Origin of the sequence: Streptomyces corynorhini (assembly GCF_003346515.1) — a bacterium.
GTDB lineage: Bacteria > Actinomycetota > Actinomycetes > Streptomycetales > Streptomycetaceae > Streptomyces > Streptomyces corynorhini.
Window position 1 is genome coordinate 1 of sequence record NZ_QQNA01000153.1, and the last position, 16,610, is coordinate 16,610.

17 protein-coding genes are annotated in these 16,610 nt (G+C 69.3%); 12 read left to right on the forward strand and 5 right to left on the reverse strand.

Annotated elements, in window-relative coordinates:
* Window positions 1-211: 211 nt before the first annotated feature.
* Entirely contained in the window at window positions 212-985 is a 774-nt protein-coding gene (locus tag DVH02_RS19405; protein WP_114625094.1) for an RDD family protein, read from the forward strand.
* Here the strand turns inward: DVH02_RS19405 and DVH02_RS19410 are convergent.
* Window positions 971-1,321 carry a hypothetical protein gene (locus tag DVH02_RS19410; protein ID WP_114625095.1) on the reverse strand — a complete coding sequence of 117 codons (351 nt, stop codon included), beginning with the start codon at window positions 1,319-1,321 and terminating at the stop codon, window positions 971-973. The two genes, DVH02_RS19405 and DVH02_RS19410, sit on opposite strands and share 15 nt — an antisense overlap.
* 477 nt (window positions 1,322-1,798) lie before the next feature.
* On the opposite strand from DVH02_RS19410, the gene DVH02_RS19415 reads away from it, so the two are divergent.
* The 3 genes from DVH02_RS19415 (at window position 1,799) to DVH02_RS19425 (ending at window position 5,538) form a co-directional block, all read left to right on the forward strand.
* Window positions 1,799-4,219 carry an immune inhibitor A domain-containing protein gene (locus DVH02_RS19415; RefSeq protein WP_114625096.1) on the forward strand — a complete coding sequence of 807 codons (2,421 nt, stop codon included), beginning with the start codon at window positions 1,799-1,801 and terminating at the stop codon, window positions 4,217-4,219.
* A 147-nt stretch (window positions 4,220-4,366) separates the two neighbouring features.
* Window positions 4,367-4,684: a hypothetical protein gene (locus DVH02_RS19420; RefSeq protein ID WP_114625123.1), complete on the forward strand. Its 318-nt coding sequence runs from the start codon at window positions 4,367-4,369 to the stop codon at window positions 4,682-4,684.
* A gap of 113 nt (window positions 4,685-4,797) precedes the next feature.
* Window positions 4,798-5,538, forward strand: a complete 741-nt coding sequence (locus DVH02_RS19425; protein WP_114625097.1) for a hypothetical protein — start codon at window positions 4,798-4,800, stop codon at window positions 5,536-5,538.
* A gap of 33 nt (window positions 5,539-5,571) precedes the next feature.
* Here the strand turns inward: DVH02_RS19425 and DVH02_RS19430 are convergent, their stop codons facing one another.
* Window positions 5,572-6,171: a nicotinamidase gene (locus DVH02_RS19430; RefSeq protein ID WP_114625098.1), complete on the reverse strand. Its 600-nt coding sequence runs from the start codon at window positions 6,169-6,171 to the stop codon at window positions 5,572-5,574.
* Window positions 6,172-6,391: 220 nt separating this feature from the next.
* Window positions 6,392-7,723, reverse strand: a complete 1,332-nt coding sequence (locus tag DVH02_RS19435) for a nicotinate phosphoribosyltransferase (protein WP_114625099.1) — start codon at window positions 7,721-7,723, stop codon at window positions 6,392-6,394.
* 164 nt (window positions 7,724-7,887) lie between these two features.
* On the opposite strand from DVH02_RS19435, the gene clpS reads away from it, so the two are divergent.
* The 8 genes from clpS to DVH02_RS19470 all read left to right on the forward strand — a co-directional run bounded on the left by clpS (window position 7,888) and on the right by DVH02_RS19470 (window position 13,779).
* The gene (gene clpS, locus DVH02_RS19440; protein ID WP_114625100.1) at window positions 7,888-8,193 is read left to right on the forward strand and encodes an ATP-dependent Clp protease adapter ClpS; all 306 of its coding nucleotides are present in this window, start codon (window positions 7,888-7,890) and stop codon (window positions 8,191-8,193) included.
* Window positions 8,193-8,771, forward strand: a complete 579-nt coding sequence (locus tag DVH02_RS19445; protein WP_114625101.1) for a DUF2017 domain-containing protein — start codon at window positions 8,193-8,195, stop codon at window positions 8,769-8,771. The genes clpS and DVH02_RS19445 overlap by 1 nt, the downstream gene beginning before the upstream one ends.
* A 333-nt stretch (window positions 8,772-9,104) precedes the next feature.
* Window positions 9,105-10,577: an amino acid permease gene (locus DVH02_RS19450; RefSeq protein WP_114625124.1), complete on the forward strand. Its 1,473-nt coding sequence runs from the start codon at window positions 9,105-9,107 to the stop codon at window positions 10,575-10,577.
* A 166-nt stretch (window positions 10,578-10,743) separates the two neighbouring features.
* Complete coding sequence (locus DVH02_RS19455) at window positions 10,744-11,157, forward strand: Mov34/MPN/PAD-1 family protein (RefSeq protein WP_114625102.1); 414 nt, start codon at window positions 10,744-10,746, stop codon at window positions 11,155-11,157.
* Between the two features lie 83 nt (window positions 11,158-11,240).
* The gene (locus DVH02_RS36975) at window positions 11,241-11,357 is read left to right on the forward strand and encodes a putative leader peptide (protein ID WP_325051383.1); all 117 of its coding nucleotides are present in this window, start codon (window positions 11,241-11,243) and stop codon (window positions 11,355-11,357) included.
* 118 nt (window positions 11,358-11,475) lie between these two features.
* Window positions 11,476-11,778 carry a MoaD/ThiS family protein gene (locus DVH02_RS19460; RefSeq protein WP_114625103.1) on the forward strand — a complete coding sequence of 101 codons (303 nt, stop codon included), beginning with the start codon at window positions 11,476-11,478 and terminating at the stop codon, window positions 11,776-11,778.
* Entirely contained in the window at window positions 11,778-12,728 is a 951-nt protein-coding gene (locus DVH02_RS19465; protein WP_114625104.1) for a PLP-dependent cysteine synthase family protein, read from the forward strand. The genes DVH02_RS19460 and DVH02_RS19465 overlap by 1 nt, the downstream gene beginning before the upstream one ends.
* 298 nt (window positions 12,729-13,026) lie before the next feature.
* Entirely contained in the window at window positions 13,027-13,779 is a 753-nt protein-coding gene (locus tag DVH02_RS19470; RefSeq protein WP_114625105.1) for an MBL fold metallo-hydrolase, read from the forward strand.
* A 103-nt stretch (window positions 13,780-13,882) separates the two neighbouring features.
* On the opposite strand, the gene DVH02_RS19475 is transcribed toward DVH02_RS19470, so the two are convergent.
* Together DVH02_RS19475 and DVH02_RS19480 are read right to left on the reverse strand one after the other, a co-directional pair.
* Entirely contained in the window at window positions 13,883-15,169 is a 1,287-nt protein-coding gene (locus tag DVH02_RS19475; RefSeq protein WP_114625106.1) for a PTS transporter subunit EIIC, read from the reverse strand.
* Between the two features lie 211 nt (window positions 15,170-15,380).
* On the reverse strand, window positions 15,381-16,550 hold the full coding sequence (locus DVH02_RS19480; protein ID WP_407697649.1) for a PTS transporter subunit EIIC: 1,170 nt from the start codon (window positions 16,548-16,550) through the stop codon (window positions 15,381-15,383).
* Between the last annotated feature and the right edge of the window lie 60 nt (window positions 16,551-16,610).

Genomic DNA, 16,610 nt, shown 5'->3' on the forward strand with positions numbered 1-16,610 from the left:
TACTGACCCGCAGACTGACACGAGTGGTGACCAGCGGGGCATGAATCCCCACCAGCACCACACCGTCAGCCGCTGAGCCGGAGCCGGGCCACCCCACACCACTACCGCGCACCCCACACCCACGTCCACGTTTCTCTACCCCCCACCCCACGTTCCTCCGAACGGCCGTCATGCCGTTGCGGGCCTGTGGCCGTCGGGGTGCACTGCCCCCATGAGCAACGATCAGCCGCCGCCCGGCCAGCCGCCCGAGGACGACCCGTTCCTCAAGAAGCCGCCACCGTCCGAGGGACCGGGAAGCACCCCGCACGAGCCCCCGTACGTGCCCCCGCACGGCCCTCCGCCGCCCGGTTCCCCCTACGGGGGCCAGGGGGGCCCGCCCCCGGGGGCGGGCCATGACCCGAACGCCGACCGGGGCTCGCCGTACGGAGGCGCTCCGTACGGCGGTTCCCCCTATGGGGGCTCCCCGTACGGCGGTACGGATCCGCTCGCCGGGATGCCGCCGCTCGCACCGTTCGGGAAGCGGCTGATCGCGCGGATCATCGACGTACTGATCATTTTCATCCCGCTGGCGATCATCTCCGGGTTCACCGGGGGCGCCTGGGGGTCGACCAACGGCAATGGCCAGTGGGACAACGTCACCAACCAGGTGAACACCGGCCGCCACTGGATCTGGTCGCTGATCTCCATCGTCGCGTACGTCGGCTACGACACCTATATGACGAAGAAGTACGGGCAGACCCTCGGCAAGCGCTGGATGAAGATCCGCGTCGCGATGCTGAACAACGGCGCCGTACCGGACACCAACGCCTCGCTGCTGCGCGCGGCCGTGCTCTGGCTGCCCGCGCTGATCTGCTGCTTCCTGCTCTGGTGGATCATCATCATCGCGACGATCCTGGCGAGCAGGCCCTACCGGCAGGGCCTGCACGACAAGGCGGCGAGGACGGTCGTCGTGACGGATGTCCCGGCGGGCTCAGCGGCGCACTGAGTGCGGCCGGCCGATCCGGGTCTCGCTCCCGGCGGGGGAGGGGCCCCGGCCCGGCAGGTGGGCCGTCGCCTCGGCCGTTCCGTTCCGTCCCGTGGGGGAGGCACCCTGCGAGGTGCCCTGGGCGCGGGAGGCGCCCTGGCTGCGCGGGGGCCGCGTCTTGCCGCGGCCGGGCAGCGGGAGGATCACGGCCACGATGAGCCCCAGGGCGAGCGCCGCGACTCCGACCAGCGCCGCACCGACGCCCGTGGTGGTGCCGGAGAGCAGGAGCATGACGATCGCGGAACAGACGATGGTGGCGGAACCGTAGGCGAGCTGTGCGGCAGTCGGACGCGGCATGGCGGAATCCGTCCCTCGGAACATCGTTTTGGGGGTCTGTTGTGGGGATCTTCGGAGTGTCTCGCGTATCGGTCTCTCGCTTGTCGCGCACATGGATCACGCGTTGCCCGCAGGACGTCCGCGCGGCGTGGGGCCGGGCGTTCGCACTGTCAGGCGACTCTACGACGGTGGATGCCCGAGAGGAACGAGAAGTAAGCGCCGCCTCACCCATGGTGCCGGTGCACGGGGGGCGCACCGAGTCATTCCGCTTGGGCAACTGGCCGAAAATGTCTTCCCGTTGTCCTGATTCATCCGGGCTTGACGCCATGTCCGCATAGCGGAACTCGACAGGCGCATAGTGCAGTTGACCGGTGCAAGTCAAGGACTGTCTTTTCTCCCTCAACTCCGGTCCAATGTCGTCACTTATGACGCGTCTACGCGCGCGGATCCCCCACTTCCGGTCCGTGTTCCGCGTGCGCCGGGGAGGACAACCTTCAAGTGATCAGCAATCGACGGGCAAGACGAGTGTCCGCGGTGATCGTGGCGCTGGCCGCGACCGCCGCCACGGCTTCGGGCGTCACGACGGCCCAGGCTCAGGACGGCCCGGCCGGCTCCGCCGCCCCCACGGCAATCGAGCGCCGCGATCCGGCGCCGCAGAAGGGCGAGGTCGAACACGACCTGGACGGCCCGTTCAGCAAGCAGCAGTCGAAGCAGCGCGAGGCCGCGCTCCAGCAGGTCATCTCCGGCGACGCCGCGGTCCAGAAGCGCGGCGGCTCCCAGGTCGTCAAGCTCGACGACAAGAAGTACGTCGAGCTGGGCCGCGAGAAGACCGACAAGATCTTCACCATCCTCGTGGAGTTCGGCGACCAGGTCGACGACACCACGATGTACACCCCGCAGGGCCCCAACGGCCCGCTGCCGCCCGTCGTGAAGTACGGCGGCACGCCCGGCCCCCTGCACAACGAGATAGCGGAGCCCGACCGCAAGGTCGACAACTCCACCGCCTGGCAGGTCGACTACAGCCAGGGGCACTTCCAGGACCTCTACTTCGGCCAGGGCAAGGACGCCAAGGGCCGGCAGAAGGAGTCCCTGAAGACCTACTACGAGAAGACGTCCTCCGGGCGCTACTCGGTCGACGGCCAGGTCTCCGACTGGGTCAAGGTCCCCTGGAACGAAGCGCGCTACGGTTCCAACTACTGCGGCTCCAGCAACTGCGCCAACGTCTGGGACCTGGTCCGCGACGGCGTCAACGCCTGGACGGAGGACCAGAAGGCGCAGGGCAAGTCGAACGCCGAGATCAAGGAAATCCTCTCGGAGTACGACCAGTGGGACCGGTACGACTACGACAACGACGGCGACTTCAACGAGCCCGACGGCTACATCGACCACTTCCAGATCGTCCACGCCGGTGAGGACGAGTCCGCGGGCGGCGGCGCCCAGGGCACCGACGCCCTGTGGGCGCACCGCTGGTACGCGTACGGCACCGACGCGGGCTCCACCGGCCCCTCGGACAACAAGGCCGGCGGCGCGCAGTTCGGGGACACCGGCATCTGGGTCGGCGACTACACGATGCAGCCGGAGAACGGCGGACTCGGCGTCTTCGCTCACGAGTACGGCCACGACCTCGGCCTGCCCGACCTGTACGACACGGCGGGCGGCGAGAACTCCACCGCGTTCTGGACGCTGATGTCCTCCGGCTCCTGGCTCGGCACCGGCAAGGACGCCATCGGTGACATGCCCGGCGACATGACCGCCTGGGACAAGCTCCAGCTCGGCTGGCTCGACTACGCCGAGGCCAAGGCGGCCACCGCCTCCACCCACAAGCTGGGCGTCTCGGCGTACAACACCAAGAACCCGCAGGCGCTCCTGGTGGAGCTGCCGAAGAAGACGAAGACCACCACCGTCGTGAAGCCCGCCGAGGGTTCCAAGCAGTGGTGGAGCGGGATGGGTGACGACCTCAAGAACACCCTCACCCGGCCGGTCGACCTGACCGGCAAGTCGGGCGCGGCGCTGGAACTCCAGGGCTGGTGGGACATCGAGGCCGACTACGACTTCCTCTACACGGAGGTCTCCACGGACGGCGGTGCCAGCTACACCCCGGTCGACGGCACGGCCGACGGCGTGGCGCTCCCGCGCGACGCGGCCGACAAGCCGGTGCTCACCGGTGTCTCGGGCGCGTACAAGAAGCTCGTCTTCCCGCTGGACGCCTACGCGGGACAGCAGATCGACCTGCGCTTCCGCTACCAGACCGACGGCGGCGTGAGCGGCCACGGCTTCACCGCGGACGCCATCACGCTGACGGCCGACGGCGCGCCGGTCTTCACCGACAACGCCGAGACGGACGACGCGGGCTGGACCCCGAAGGGCTTCTCGCGGATCGGCGAGTCGTTCACCGAGGACTACGACCAGTACTACATCGCCGAGAACCGGCAGTACGTCTCGTACGACAAGACCCTCAAGACCGGCCCGTACAACTTCGGCTTCACGGCGCCGAACGACGGCAAGGTCGAGCACTTCGCCTACCAGAACGGCCTGTTGATCTGGCTGTGGGACACCTCGCAGAAGGACAACAACACCAGCCAGCACGAGGGCGAGGGCCTGGTCCTGCCGATCGACGCCCACGCCAAGCCGCTGAAGTGGTCCGACGGCACGCTGATGCGCAGCCGGATCCAGTCGTACGACTCGACGTTCAGCTGGTGGCCGACCGCCGGTCTGACGCTGCACAAGGCGGACGTGGCGACCAGGATCGCGCCGCGGCTGGGGGCGCCGGTCTTCGACGACCGCAAGGGCACCTACTGGTACGCCGAGAACCCGCGCGCGAGCGTCAAGGTTCCTGACACCAACACCAAGATCAGCATCGTCAGCCAGCCGCTGGATGGGCAGACGATGACGGTCAAGGTAGGTAAGTCCGGCAAGTAACCCAAGGTAATCGCAGCTCAAAGCCGTGATCGGCCGTCGCCCCCTAGCGGGCGGCGGCCGATCGTGTTTAGGTGCCTCCTACGGATCTCTTATTGACACGATGTCTCACGGCATGTCTCAGGACAGCTCGCGGGGGAGATGAAACGGATGGCAGGCGGAGGCTTCAGCAGGCTCCCGAACGGCAAGGTGGTGGTGGCGGTGACGCTGCCCAGACCCACGGCCGAAGGCGGTACGGTGCGCGTCCTCGTGCACGCGGTGAACCGGGCGCGCGCCCTGACCAGGCTGCGCAACCTCGGACTGCGGGCGGTCTATCTGCGCGGCAACGCGGAGCCGCCGACGCCGGACGAGATCACCGCCGTACTGCATCACCCGGACGGCCTGCTCTGGCGCACCACCCCGCAGTGCGGCGAGCAGCTCTGGCAGCCGATACGTGCCCTGCTCAGGCCGCACGCGCCCGCCCACTGACCCGCCCCTGGCCCGCCCGTCCCCTCGTACGCGGAGTGACGGAGCCGGTACGGACTTGCTAGGTTGACCCGCTGACCAGCAAACCGTCACTGACAGGATTCCGGGGATCACCTGTGCGTAACACCCGCCGACCGGCCGCCCTCCTCCGCCCGCTGATCGTCACGGCCGCACTGCTCACCGCCGCGACCGCCGTGACCGGCTGCGGCGGCGGCTCGGGCGATGGCTCCGGGAGCGGCTCCGGCAGCGGCTCCGACAAGAACGCCGCCTCGTACGAGAAGGCCGGTGACCTCGTCAAGGAGGTCAACAAGGCCATGCGGGAGACGGCCTTCCACGGCTCCGGCACCTCCACCGCGCTCGGCGGCGGCACCCAGGAGACCTGGTCCGACCCCGAGCAGGGGCTGCGCATGAAGTCGAGCGGCAAGGCCGGATCCGGCGAGATCTACTGCAAGGGCGGCAAGAACTTCATCAGCGCGCCCCTGCTGGCGACGAGCGTGGAGCAGTCCGGCCAGAAGATCACCGTGCCCGACCGGCTCGCCGACGTGTACGTGACCAACGAGACCGGCCAGGGCTGCGACGCCTACTACCGCATCGACGAGAGCGCGACCTTCGCCAAGGACAAGAACGCCGAGGTCGACGGCGAGAAGACGGTGGCCCTCACCATCTCGGTCAGCGGCACGTCCGACACGTACCACGTGGCCGCCGAGGGCACCCCGTACCTCCTGCGGATGGACTCCGTCCGGGACGGCCTGACCAGCACCACCACGTACGGGAAGTTCGGGCAGCGGAACACGATCACCGTGCCGTCCGAGACGATGCCCATGGACGAGTTCCGCAAGCAGGTCATGGGCGGCTGATCCCGGCCCGCTCGCGCGGCGCCGGTGCCCGTCCTACGGACCGAGCACCGGCGTGCCGGTCAGCTCCACGCCGGCCGCGCGCAGCTCCTTCAGCGCGCGCTCCGTGGTCTCCTTGGCCACCGCCGCCGTCAGATCCAGCAGCACGCGCGTGGCGAAGCCCTCGCGGGCGGCGTCCAGCGCGGTGGCGCGCACGCAGTGGTCCGTCGCGATGCCGACCACGTCGACCTCGGTGACCTCCCGCTCGCGCAGCCACCGCGCCAGCCCCACGGAGTTCTCGTCGGCGCCCTCGAAGCCGCTGTACGCCGCCTCGTAGGCACCCTTGTCGAAGACCGCCTCGATGGCGCCGGAGGCGACGACCGGGGCGAAGTTCGGGTGGAAGCCGCCCCCCTCCGTACCGGCGACGCAGTGCACCGGCCAGCTGTTCACGAAGTCGGGGACGTCCGGGGGAGTGGCGAAGTGCGCGCCCGGGTCGATGTGGTGATCACGGGTGGCGACCACGTGCCGGTAGGCGGGGGTCGCCCGGCCGACCAGATCGGTGATGGCGGCGGCGACCTCGGCACCCCCCGTCACCGCGACACTGCCGCCCTCACAGAAGTCGTTCTGGACGTCCACGACGATCAATGCGCGGTGCATGACGGTGATCCTTCGGCTAGTGGGGGTCGGGGGTGGGGACGGGAGAGGACGGAGGAGCGGGACGGAGCGACGGGTGAGCCGGAGCGGGACGAGGGTGCGGAGCGACGGGTGAGCCGGAGCGGGACGAGGGTGCGGAGCCGGTGCCGGGCCCGGCCGGGCCCCCTTGCGGAGGGGGTTGAACAACTGCTACCACCGCCTCACGCGGCTCACACGTGGTCGCTCACATGTACTCCGTCGGGATAACGGGCTCGCCGCGCGACAGCTGCACCGCCGACATCGGCAGCCCCGCACGTGCCGCGATATGGCGCTCACGCACCGTGTCCAGCGGCTCGGGCGCCGCTATCTCGCCGCCCTTGACCAGCTCCACCAGCAGCTGCTGGTCCAGCAGCTCAGGGGGTACGGGACCGGTGCCGATCACCTCGGCCTCGGCACGCCCCTCCGCGTCCAGTCGGCGCGCCGCCCACTTGCGGCCGCCGATCGAGGTCTTGCCGCCCAGCGACTTCTTCGCCACCGGGTGCAGCGGAGCCTTCGGGTCCGAGGACGTCGCGCGGGCGACGATCTTGTAGACCATGGAGCAGGTGGGGTGCCCGCTGCCGGTGACCAGCTGGGTACCGACGCCGTACGCGTCCACCGGCGCCGCCGCCAGCGAGGCGATGGCGTACTCGTCCAGGTCCGAGGTGACCACGATCCTGGTGTTCACCGCGCCCAGCTCGTCGAGCTGCTGCCGTACCCGGTGCGCGACCAGCAGCAGATCACCCGAGTCGATACGGACGGCGCCCAGCTCGGGCCCCGCGATCTCCACGGCGGTCCGTACGGCCTCGGCCACGTCGTACGTGTCGACCAGCAGCGTCGTCCCCCGGCCGAGCGAGTCGACCTGCGCCCGGAACGCGTCGCGCTCGCTGTCGTGCAGCAGGGTGAAGGCGTGCGCGCTGGTGCCCACCGTCGGGATGTCGTAGCGGAAACCGGCCGCCAGGTCGGAGGTGGTGTCGAAGCCGCCCACGTACGCCGCGCGGGACGCCGCGACGGCCGCCAGCTCGTGCGTACGGCGCGCGCCCATCTCGATCAGCGGGCGCCCACCGGCCGCCGACGCCATCCGCGAGGCGGCGGCGGCGATCGCCGAGTCGTGGTTGAGGATCGACAGGATCATGGTCTCCAGCAGCACGCACTCGGCGAAGGTGCCCTCGACCCGCAGGATCGGCGAGCCGGGGAAGTACACCTCCCCCTCCGGGTAGCCCCAGATGTCGCCGCTGAAGCGGTACGAATCGAGCCAGTCGAGCGTCGGGCCGTCGACGATGTCCTTGTCCCGCAGGAAGGCCAGCAGATCGGCGTCGAAGCGGAAGTTCCGCACGGCCTCCAGCACCCGCCCGGTGCCCGCCACCACCCCGTACCTGCGCCCCTCGGGCAGGCGCCGGGTGAAGACCTCGAAGACCGAGCGGCGGTCGGCCGTCCCGGCACGCAGGGCCGCCTGGAGCATCGTCAGCTCGTACTGGTCGGTGAAGAGCGCGGTGGACGGCACGCCCACCCGGCGCAGCTCAAGATCCCCAGTGTTCATACGAAGATGCTACCCCCGAATACTCGTCAGAGTGACGATTTCGAGTCCGGTCCTGAGACCGGTGTTTGTGCGAGGGGCCACTCAGAGTGGCAGCATGGGTCTCGTGGGGCACGGCCCCCGTAGGTCCCGGCAGGTCCCGGCAGAGAAGAAGGTCGTCCCGAACCGTGAGTGTTGCTCCGACTGAGATCGAACGCCCCGAATCGGCCGAGGAGACCTTCGCGGTCCCCGAGCCCGATGTGCCGTGGGTGACGATCGTCCACAACGATCCGGTCAACCTCATGAGTTACGTGTCCTATGTCTTCCAGACCTATTTCGGCTATTCGAAGGACAAGGCGCACAAGCTGATGCTCGACGTCCACCACAAGGGCCGTGCGATCGTCTCCAGCGGCAGTCGCGAGGAGATGGAGCGCGATGTGCAGGCGATGCACGGATTCGGGCTCTGGGCGACCCTCTCGCAGGACCGCGTCTGATGGCCGGGACCTTCGAGGCGATCCCGGGCGGCGGCGCCGCCGTCGCGCTCGACGAGGTCGAGATCTCGATTCTGCGCTCCCTGGCCGTGCAGCTGCTGGAGCTGATCGGGCCCGGTGACGAGCCCGCCAGGGGCGAGGACCCGCTGGCCTCCCTCTTCACCCCGGGCCCCAGCGAGCCGCCCGCCGACCCGGCGCTCGCCCGGCTCTTCCCGGACGCGTACGGGGATGACGACGACGAACTGCGCGAGTACTCCTCCGAGTTCAGGCGCTTCACGGAGAACGACCTGCGCGACCGCAAGCGCGAGGACGGCATGGCCCTCGTCCGTACGCTCGACGCGCTCACCCCGACGGGCGAGGGCGGCGCGGTGCTCAAGCTCACCGCCGAGGACTGCCGGCACTGGCTCGGCGCGCTCAACGACCTGCGGCTGACGATCGGCACGCGGCTGGAGGTCACCGACGAGGACGAGGGCGGCGAGCTGTACCGGCTGCCCGACTCCGACCCGCGCAAGCCGATGGTGATGGCGTACCTGTGGCTCGGCGCGCTCCAGGAGACGCTCGTCGAAACGCTGATGGCGTAGGCAGCGCGTCGTAACGCGACCCCAAGAGAATCTATTCATATCCTCAGATAAGGCTCAATTCAACATAACGATCACATCACCACATGATCGACCCTTGTGGTGGCGTGATTGATTTGTCCGTATTTTCCTGTGGGCTGCGCCACAGTCGTCTCCGCGGGTGACTGTTGCCGCCGTGATAAATCTTCACGACCCCCCGGGGACGCCACCCCTGTCCCCGGGGGTGCCTTCGCCGGCCGACCGCCGGTGGCACTCCATCCATATCCGGGGGGATCAGGAACTGGTCCGCGGCCGACGAGAGCGGCGCGGAGCGGTGTGGAGAAAGGCAACACGACCATGACCTCAGCGCAGGTCGACAGGGACCATCCCGACGACGGCGCCGCAGGCGGCCCCACCGGCGCGAACGCGCCGGAAGAGGAGTACGAGCGCGGACTCGGCAGCCGCCAGGTCCAGATGATCGCCATCGGCGGCGCCATCGGCGTCGGTCTCTTCATGGGCGCCGGAGCGAACATCGCCAAGGCCGGCCCCAGCATCATCCTCATGTACGCCCTCGCGGGCGTCGTGATCTTCTTCATCATGCGCGCGCTCGGCGAGCTGCTCCTCTACCGGCCGGTCTCGGGCTCCTTCGCGGAGTACGCCCGCGAGTTCCTCGGGCCCTTCTTCGGCTTCGCCACCGGCTGGACGTACTGGCTGATGTGGGTGGTCACCGGCATGGCCGAGCTGACCGCCGCCGCCATCTACATCCACTTCTGGTTCCCGAGCATCCCGCAGTGGGTGAGCGCGCTGGTCTTCCTCGTGGTGCTCTTCGGGGTCAACCTGATCTCGGTGAAGATCTTCGGCGAGGTCGAGTTCTGGTTCTCGATGATCAAGGTCACCGCCATCATCGGCATGATCGTCATCGGCCTCGGCGTCCTCACGCTCGGCTTCTCGGAGGCCGGTGACACCGCGTCCGCCTCCAACCTCTGGGCCCACGAGGGTGTCTTCCCGAACGGCATCGGCTCCAGCCTGATGACGCTCCAGGGCGTGATGTTCGCCTACCTCGCCGTCGAACTGGTCGGCGTCACCGCGGGCGAGTCGGAGAACCCGGAGAAGACCCTCCCCAAGGCCATCAACACGCTGCCCTGGCGCATCATCGTCTTCTACGTCGGCGCGCTCAGCGTGATCCTCGCGGTCGTCAAGTGGACCGAGTTCTCGGCCGGTGAGAGCCCCTTCGTGCACGCCTTCGAGAAGATGGGCATCCCGCTCGCGGCGGGCATCGTCAACTTCGTCGTCCTGACGGCCGCGCTCTCCTCCTGCAACTCCGGGATGTACTCCACCGGCCGGATGCTGCGCAATCTCGCCGCCAACAACGAGGCGCCGAAAGCTTTCAGCAGGCTGAACTCCCGCAGGACCCCGGCGGTCGGGATCAGCGTCTCCGTCGCCCTCATGGGCATCGGGGTGATCCTCAACTACATCGTTCCGGAGAAAGCTTTCGGCTATGTGACCTCCGTGGCCACCGCCGCGGGCATCTGGACCTGGATGATGATCCTCATCAGCCACATCCGCTACCGCCGCGGGGCCGAGGCCGGTGTCCTGCCGCCCTCGTCGTTCCCGGCGCCCGGCGGCGCGCTCTTCAGCTGGGTCGCGGTCTGCTTCCTCGGCTTCGTCACCGTCCTGATCGCCCTGGACGAGGACGCGCGGGTCTCCCTCTACGTCGGCGCGGTCTGGGCCGTCGTCCTGGGCGCGGGCTGGCAGTACCTCAAGCGCGCCGGGTCCCCGACCGCGGGCGGCCCCGAAACGGAGTACGCGGCCACGGCCGAGCAGCGGTAGACCCGCAAGCCCCGCCCACGCAGCACCCCCGCCCACGCACCACCCGTTCACGCAGCACCCGCCCACGTACGACCCGTTCACGCAGCACCCGCGACGGCCCAGGACTCCGGTCCCGGGCCGTCGCCGCGCTCGGGCCCCTCGCACCGCCCGGTCTAATATTTTCCCCATGCTGACCATCACCCAGGCCCTGCACGACCAGATCGTCGCGCACGCCCGCGCCGACCACCCCGACGAGGCGTGCGGCGTGGTCGCGGGCCCCGCCGGGAGCGGACGGGCCGAGCGGTTCATCCCCATGTTCAACGCCGCGCGCTCGCCCACCTTCTACGAGTTCGACTCCGCGGATCTGTTCAAGCTCTACCGCGACATGGACGACCGCGACGAGGAACCGGTGATCATCTACCACTCGCACACCGCGACCGAGGCGTACCCGTCCCGCACCGACATCACCTACGCCAACGAGCCCGGCGCCCACTACGTCCTGGTCTCCACGGCCGACACCGACGGCGCGGGCCCCTTCCAGTTCCGCTCGTACCGCATCGTCGAGGGCGAGGTCTCCGAGGAGGACGTGGAGATCGTCTGACGGCGTCCACCAGCCGAACGTCCACCGTCCACCATCCGAGCACCCCTGCCCGGACGCCGACCGGGAATCGATACGATGACCGCATGGTTCCCCACGACGTGAGCGACAAGACGCCGAGCACTCCGCTGCTCGTCGCGCGGCTGCACGTCGACCTGTGCCGCCTCGCCAGTGCCATCTGTCCCGGCAGCGCCACCGGCTGAGCCACGGCCCCGGGCGCGCTCCGCCGCACGCGACCAGCGATCCGCACCACTCCACACCCCTCGCGCGGGGGGCCGAGCCGCGCGCCCGACACGTCACCTCCCGACAGGAGCCCACGCCATGTCCATCGAGGTCCGCATCCCGACCATCCTCCGCACCTACACCGACGGCGCCAAGGCGGTCAACGGCACCGGCGACACGCTCTCCGCGCTTTTCGCCGACCTCGAAACCCGGCACGCGGGCATCCGGGAGCGCCTCGTCGACCCGGCCAAGGACAACCAGCTCCGCCGCTTCGTCAACGTCTACCTCAACGACGAGGACGTACGCTTCCTCGACGGCATCTCCACCAAGCTCGCCGACGGCGACACCGTCACCATCCTCCCGGCCGTGGCCGGCGGCGCGCTCGAAGCGCACACGGCCTGATGCGGTACGACTCCCCGCTGGCGGCGGTCGGCAACACGCCCCTGGTCCGGCTCCCCAGGCTGTCCCCCTCGGACACCGTACGGATCTGGGCCAAGCTGGAGGACCGCAACCCGACGGGCTCGATCAAGGACCGGCCCGCGCTCCACATGGTGGAACAGGCCGAGAAGGACGGACGCCTCACCCCGGGCTGCACCATCCTGGAGCCCACCAGCGGGAACACCGGCATCTCGCTCGCCATGGCGGCCAAGCTCAAGGGCTACCGCATCGTCTGCGTCATGCCGGAGAACACCTCCCAGGAACGCCGCGACCTGCTCGCCATGTGGGGCGCCGAGATCGTCCCGTCCCCGGCGGCGGGCGGCTCCAACACCGCCGTACGGGTCGCCAAGGAGCTGGCCGCGCAGAACCCGTCCTGGGTGATGCTCTACCAGTACGGCAACCCCGACAACGCGGGCGCCCACTACGCCACCACCGGCCCCGAGATCCTCGCCGACCTCCCCTCCGTGACCCACTTCGTGGCGGGCCTCGGCACGACGGGCACCCTCATGGGCGTCGGCCGCTATCTGCGCGAGCACGTCGAAGGCATCCAGATCGTCGCCGCGGAGCCGCGCTACGACGACCTGGTCTACGGGCTGCGCAACCTCGACGAGGGCTTCGTCCCCGAGCTGTACGACGCCTCCGTCCTCACCACCCGCTTCTCCGTCGGCTCGGCCGACGCGGTGACCCGCACCCGCGAACTCCTGCGGCAGGAAGGCATCTTCGCCGGCGTCTCGACCGGCGCGGCGCTGCACGCGGCGATCGGCGTGGGCCGCAAGGCGGTCAAGGCGGGGGAGAGCGCCGACATCGTGTTCGTCGTCGCGGACGGGGGCTGGAAGTACCTGTCGACCGGCGTGTACACGGCGGAGACGACGGAAGAGGCGATCGAGACGCTGCACGGCCAGCTCTGGGCGTAAGAGCCTCTCGTCCGGACCGTGCCGGATCCCGGCCGGGGGCCGCGTTCCGGGGATGCCGCGGACGCGGCCCGGTCCGCGGCGTGCGTGGCGGTCGCCGGGGGCCTCAGGGGGGGCGGATCCGGGGCGGCATGATGTACGGCGCGTGCCACGCCCTCGCGCCATCCGAACCGGTGACACCGTGGGTGAGTTCCCCCACACAGGGCCACCGTGGAGGAGCGACCAGCCCTTTCGCGCTTTACGCTCGTCAAACCGCACGACCCCCGTCGCCCCCCTTCCATGCCACGGAGGTTCACGCTCCATGAAGCTCACCGTCGTCGGCTGTTCGGGCTCGTTCCCCTCCGTGGGTTCCGCCTGCTCCAGCTACCTCGTAGAGGCCGACGGCTTCCGGCTGCTCCTCGACATGGGTAATGGCGCCCTTGGCGAGCTGCAGCGCCACTGTGGTCTCTACGACCTCGACGCCATTTTCCTCAGCCATCTCCACGCGGACCACTGCATCGACATGTGCGCCTACTTCGTGGCGCGCTACTACCGCTTCGACGGCGGCCGCTGCGACCCCATCCCCGTCTACGGGCCCGAGGGCACCGAACAGCGCCTCACCACGGCCTACGCGGACACTCCCACGGAGAAGTCCATGAGCGAGGTCTTCGACTTCCACACGCTCAAGCCGGGCTCCTTCGACATCGGCCCCTTCTCGGTCCGCACGGAGAAGGTCGCACACCCGGTCGAGACGTTCGGGATCCGGGTCGAGTACGGCGGGCGCTCGCTCGTCTACTCCGGCGACACCGGGGCCAGCGAGGCACTGGTCGAGCTGGCCGAGGACACCGACCTCTTTCTCTGCGAGGCGGCCTTCACCTTCGGCAAGGAGAACGTCGAGGGCCTGCACCTCAACGGCCGGGAGGCCGGCGCGCACGCCGCTCGGGCGCGGGCGCGCCGACTGGTGCTGACGCACGTACCGCCGTGGACGGACGGCGAGCTGAACCTCTCCGACGCGCGTGAGGTCTACGCCGGGCCCTCGGAGCTGGCCGCTCCCGGCCTGGTCTACGAGATCTGACGCGACCGCCGCCGCATGACCGTGGGCCCGACCGTTCCTGACAACGGCCGGGCCCACGGAGCGTGCGGGGCGCGGGAGCGCTCGGGCTCCCGCACCCGTACCCCTACTTCGCCTCCGCCTTGAGCAGCTCCGCCAGCTCCTCGTCGGACTCGCGGCCCGGCGTCGGCAGATTGAACCTGACGATCGCGAAGCGGAAGACCACGTAGTAGACCGCCGCGAAGCACAGCCCGACGAGCGCCAGGCCCCAGGGGTTCGTCGCGATCCCCAGGTTGAGGAAGAAGTCGACGGCGCCCGCGGAGAAGCCGAAGCCGTCCTTCATGCCGAGTGCCCAGGTCAGGGCCATGGAGACACCGGTGAGTACGGCGTGGATCGCGTACAGGACCGGGGCGATGAACATGAAGGTGAACTCGATCGGCTCGGTCACGCCGGTGACGAACGCGGTGAGGGCCAGCGAGAGCATCATGCCGCCGACGACCTTGCGGCGCTCCGGGCGGGCGCAGTGGTAAATCGCCAGGCAGGCCGCGGGCAGGGCGAACATCATGATCGGGAAGAAACCGGTCATGAACTGTCCGGCCGTCGGGTCGCCCGCGAGGAAGCGGTTGATGTCGCCGCTCTTGCCCTCGTACGTACCGGCCTGGAACCAGGGGAACGAGTTGACCAGGTGGTGCATGCCGATGGGGATCAGCGCGCGGTTGACCACGCCGAAGATGCCCGCGCCGACGGCGCCCGACCCGACCAGCCACTCGCCGAGGTTGTGCAGACCCGAGCCGAGTACGGGCCAGATGTAGCCGAAGACGACGCCGATGACCAGGCCGGCGAAGGCGGCGAGGATCGGGACGAGCCTGCGGCCACCGAAGAAGCCCGCCCAGTCGGGCAGCTTGGTGCGGTAGAAGCGCTGGTAGAGCAGGGCGACGACGATGCCCATGACGACGCCGCCGAGGACCTTCGCGTCGACGGCCGCGTCGACCATGACTATCTTGCCGTCCACCACCTGCGCGACCTGCGGCAGGTTGGAGTCGGTGAAGGTGCCCAGCACGTTCTTGAAGACCAGGTACCCGGTGACGGCGGCGAGCGCGGTGGAGCCGTCCGCCTTCTTGGCGAAACCGATCGCGATGCCGACGGCGAACAGCAGCGGCATGTTGTCGAGGATGGCGTTGCCACCCGCGGCCATGAAGCCGGCGATCTTCGTGATGAACGCCGGGAACGAGTCACGGCCCAGCATGTCGGGGTTGCCCAGCCGCACCAGCAGCGCGCCCGCGGGCAGGACCGCGACGGGCAGCATCAGGCTGCGGCCGATACGCTGCAGCACGGCCATCGCGCGGCTGCCCAGGCTTTTCTGCTCCGCTGCGGGCTTCTTGTCAGCCGCGGGGGCGGCGCCGGCGGTGGACATCAACTTCCTCCAGTGGAACGCGGCATGCGACGCTGTGGGCGCGCGGCCGTGTGGTCTACACCATCAGTGGTGTAGACCAGTTGTAGCACGGTGAGGAAGAGATAAGGAACAGTCGAAAGGCCCCCGGATCAACACTCCGAGGACCCTCGACCGATCGTCCCGGCGGTGCCAGGCAGACGAGCGGAACGTCTCGTACCGGCCAACTGCCCCGCTACGCCTTGGTGTTCTGCTGTTCGACCTGCTCCTCCAGCTCCTCCGGCTCGCGCCCGGGGGTCGGGATGTCGAACGCGGTGATCGCGAAGCGGAAGACCGCGTAGTACACCACCGCGAAGCAGAGCCCGATCGGAATGATCAGCCAGGGCTTGGTGTCGAGGTGCCAGTTCACCACGTAGTCGATCAGTCCCGCCGAGAAGCTGAAGCCCGCGTGCACCCCCAGCGCCCAGGTGATCGCCATCGACGCCCCGGTCAGCAGCGCGTGCGCCCCGTACAGCAGCGGCGCCGCGAACATGAAGGAGAACTCCAGCGGCTCGGTCACCCCGGTGACGAACGAGGTCAGCGCCACCGACAGCATCAGTCCCGCCACCCGCTTGCGGTGCTCGGGGCGCGCGCAGTGCGCGATGGCGAGCGCGGCGGCCGGCAGTCCGAACATCATGATCGGAAAGAACCCGGACATGAACTGGCCCGCCGACGGATCCCCGGCGAAGAACCGGGTCAGGTCGCCCTGGACGACCGTGCCGTCCGGCTTGGTGAACGAACCCGCCTGGAACCAGAAGAAGGTGTTCAGGAACTGGTGCATCCCGATCGGGATCAGCAGCCGGTTGGCGACACCGAAGATCCCCGCACCCCAGGCGCCCAGACCGATCAGCTGCTTCGCGAACGCCGTCAGCGCATCGCCCACCGGCTGCCACAGCAGCCCGAACAGCACCCCGAGGATCACGCAGATGAAGGCCATCAGGATCGGCACCAGCCGACGGCCGTTGAAGAAGCCCAGCCAGTCGACCAGCCTCGTACGGTGGAACCGCTGCCAGACCACCGCCGTCAGCAGCCCGATCAGGATGCCGCCCAGCACCCCCGGGTTCTGCGGGGTGCCCTCCGGCAGCTCCTTCGTCACCGAGCCGCCGATCGGGAAGGCGGCCAGCACGCCGTGGTAGACGAGGAAGCCAACGACCGCGGCGAGCGCGGTGGAGCCGTCCGCCTTCTTCGCGAAGCCGATCGCCACCCCGATGCAGAACAGCAGCGGCAGCCCGAACGCGCCGTCGAGGACGGCCGTACCGCCCAGGCTGAACACCTTCGCCGTCTTGTCCCAGAAGGCGCCGTGCAGATAGGCGGAGAACAGGTTCCCCAGGCTGACCAGCAGCCCGGCGGCGGGCAGGACCGCCACCGGCAGCTGGAGGCTGCGGCCGATCTTCTGGAGCCCCTGGAACAGCCCGTTCCACCAGCG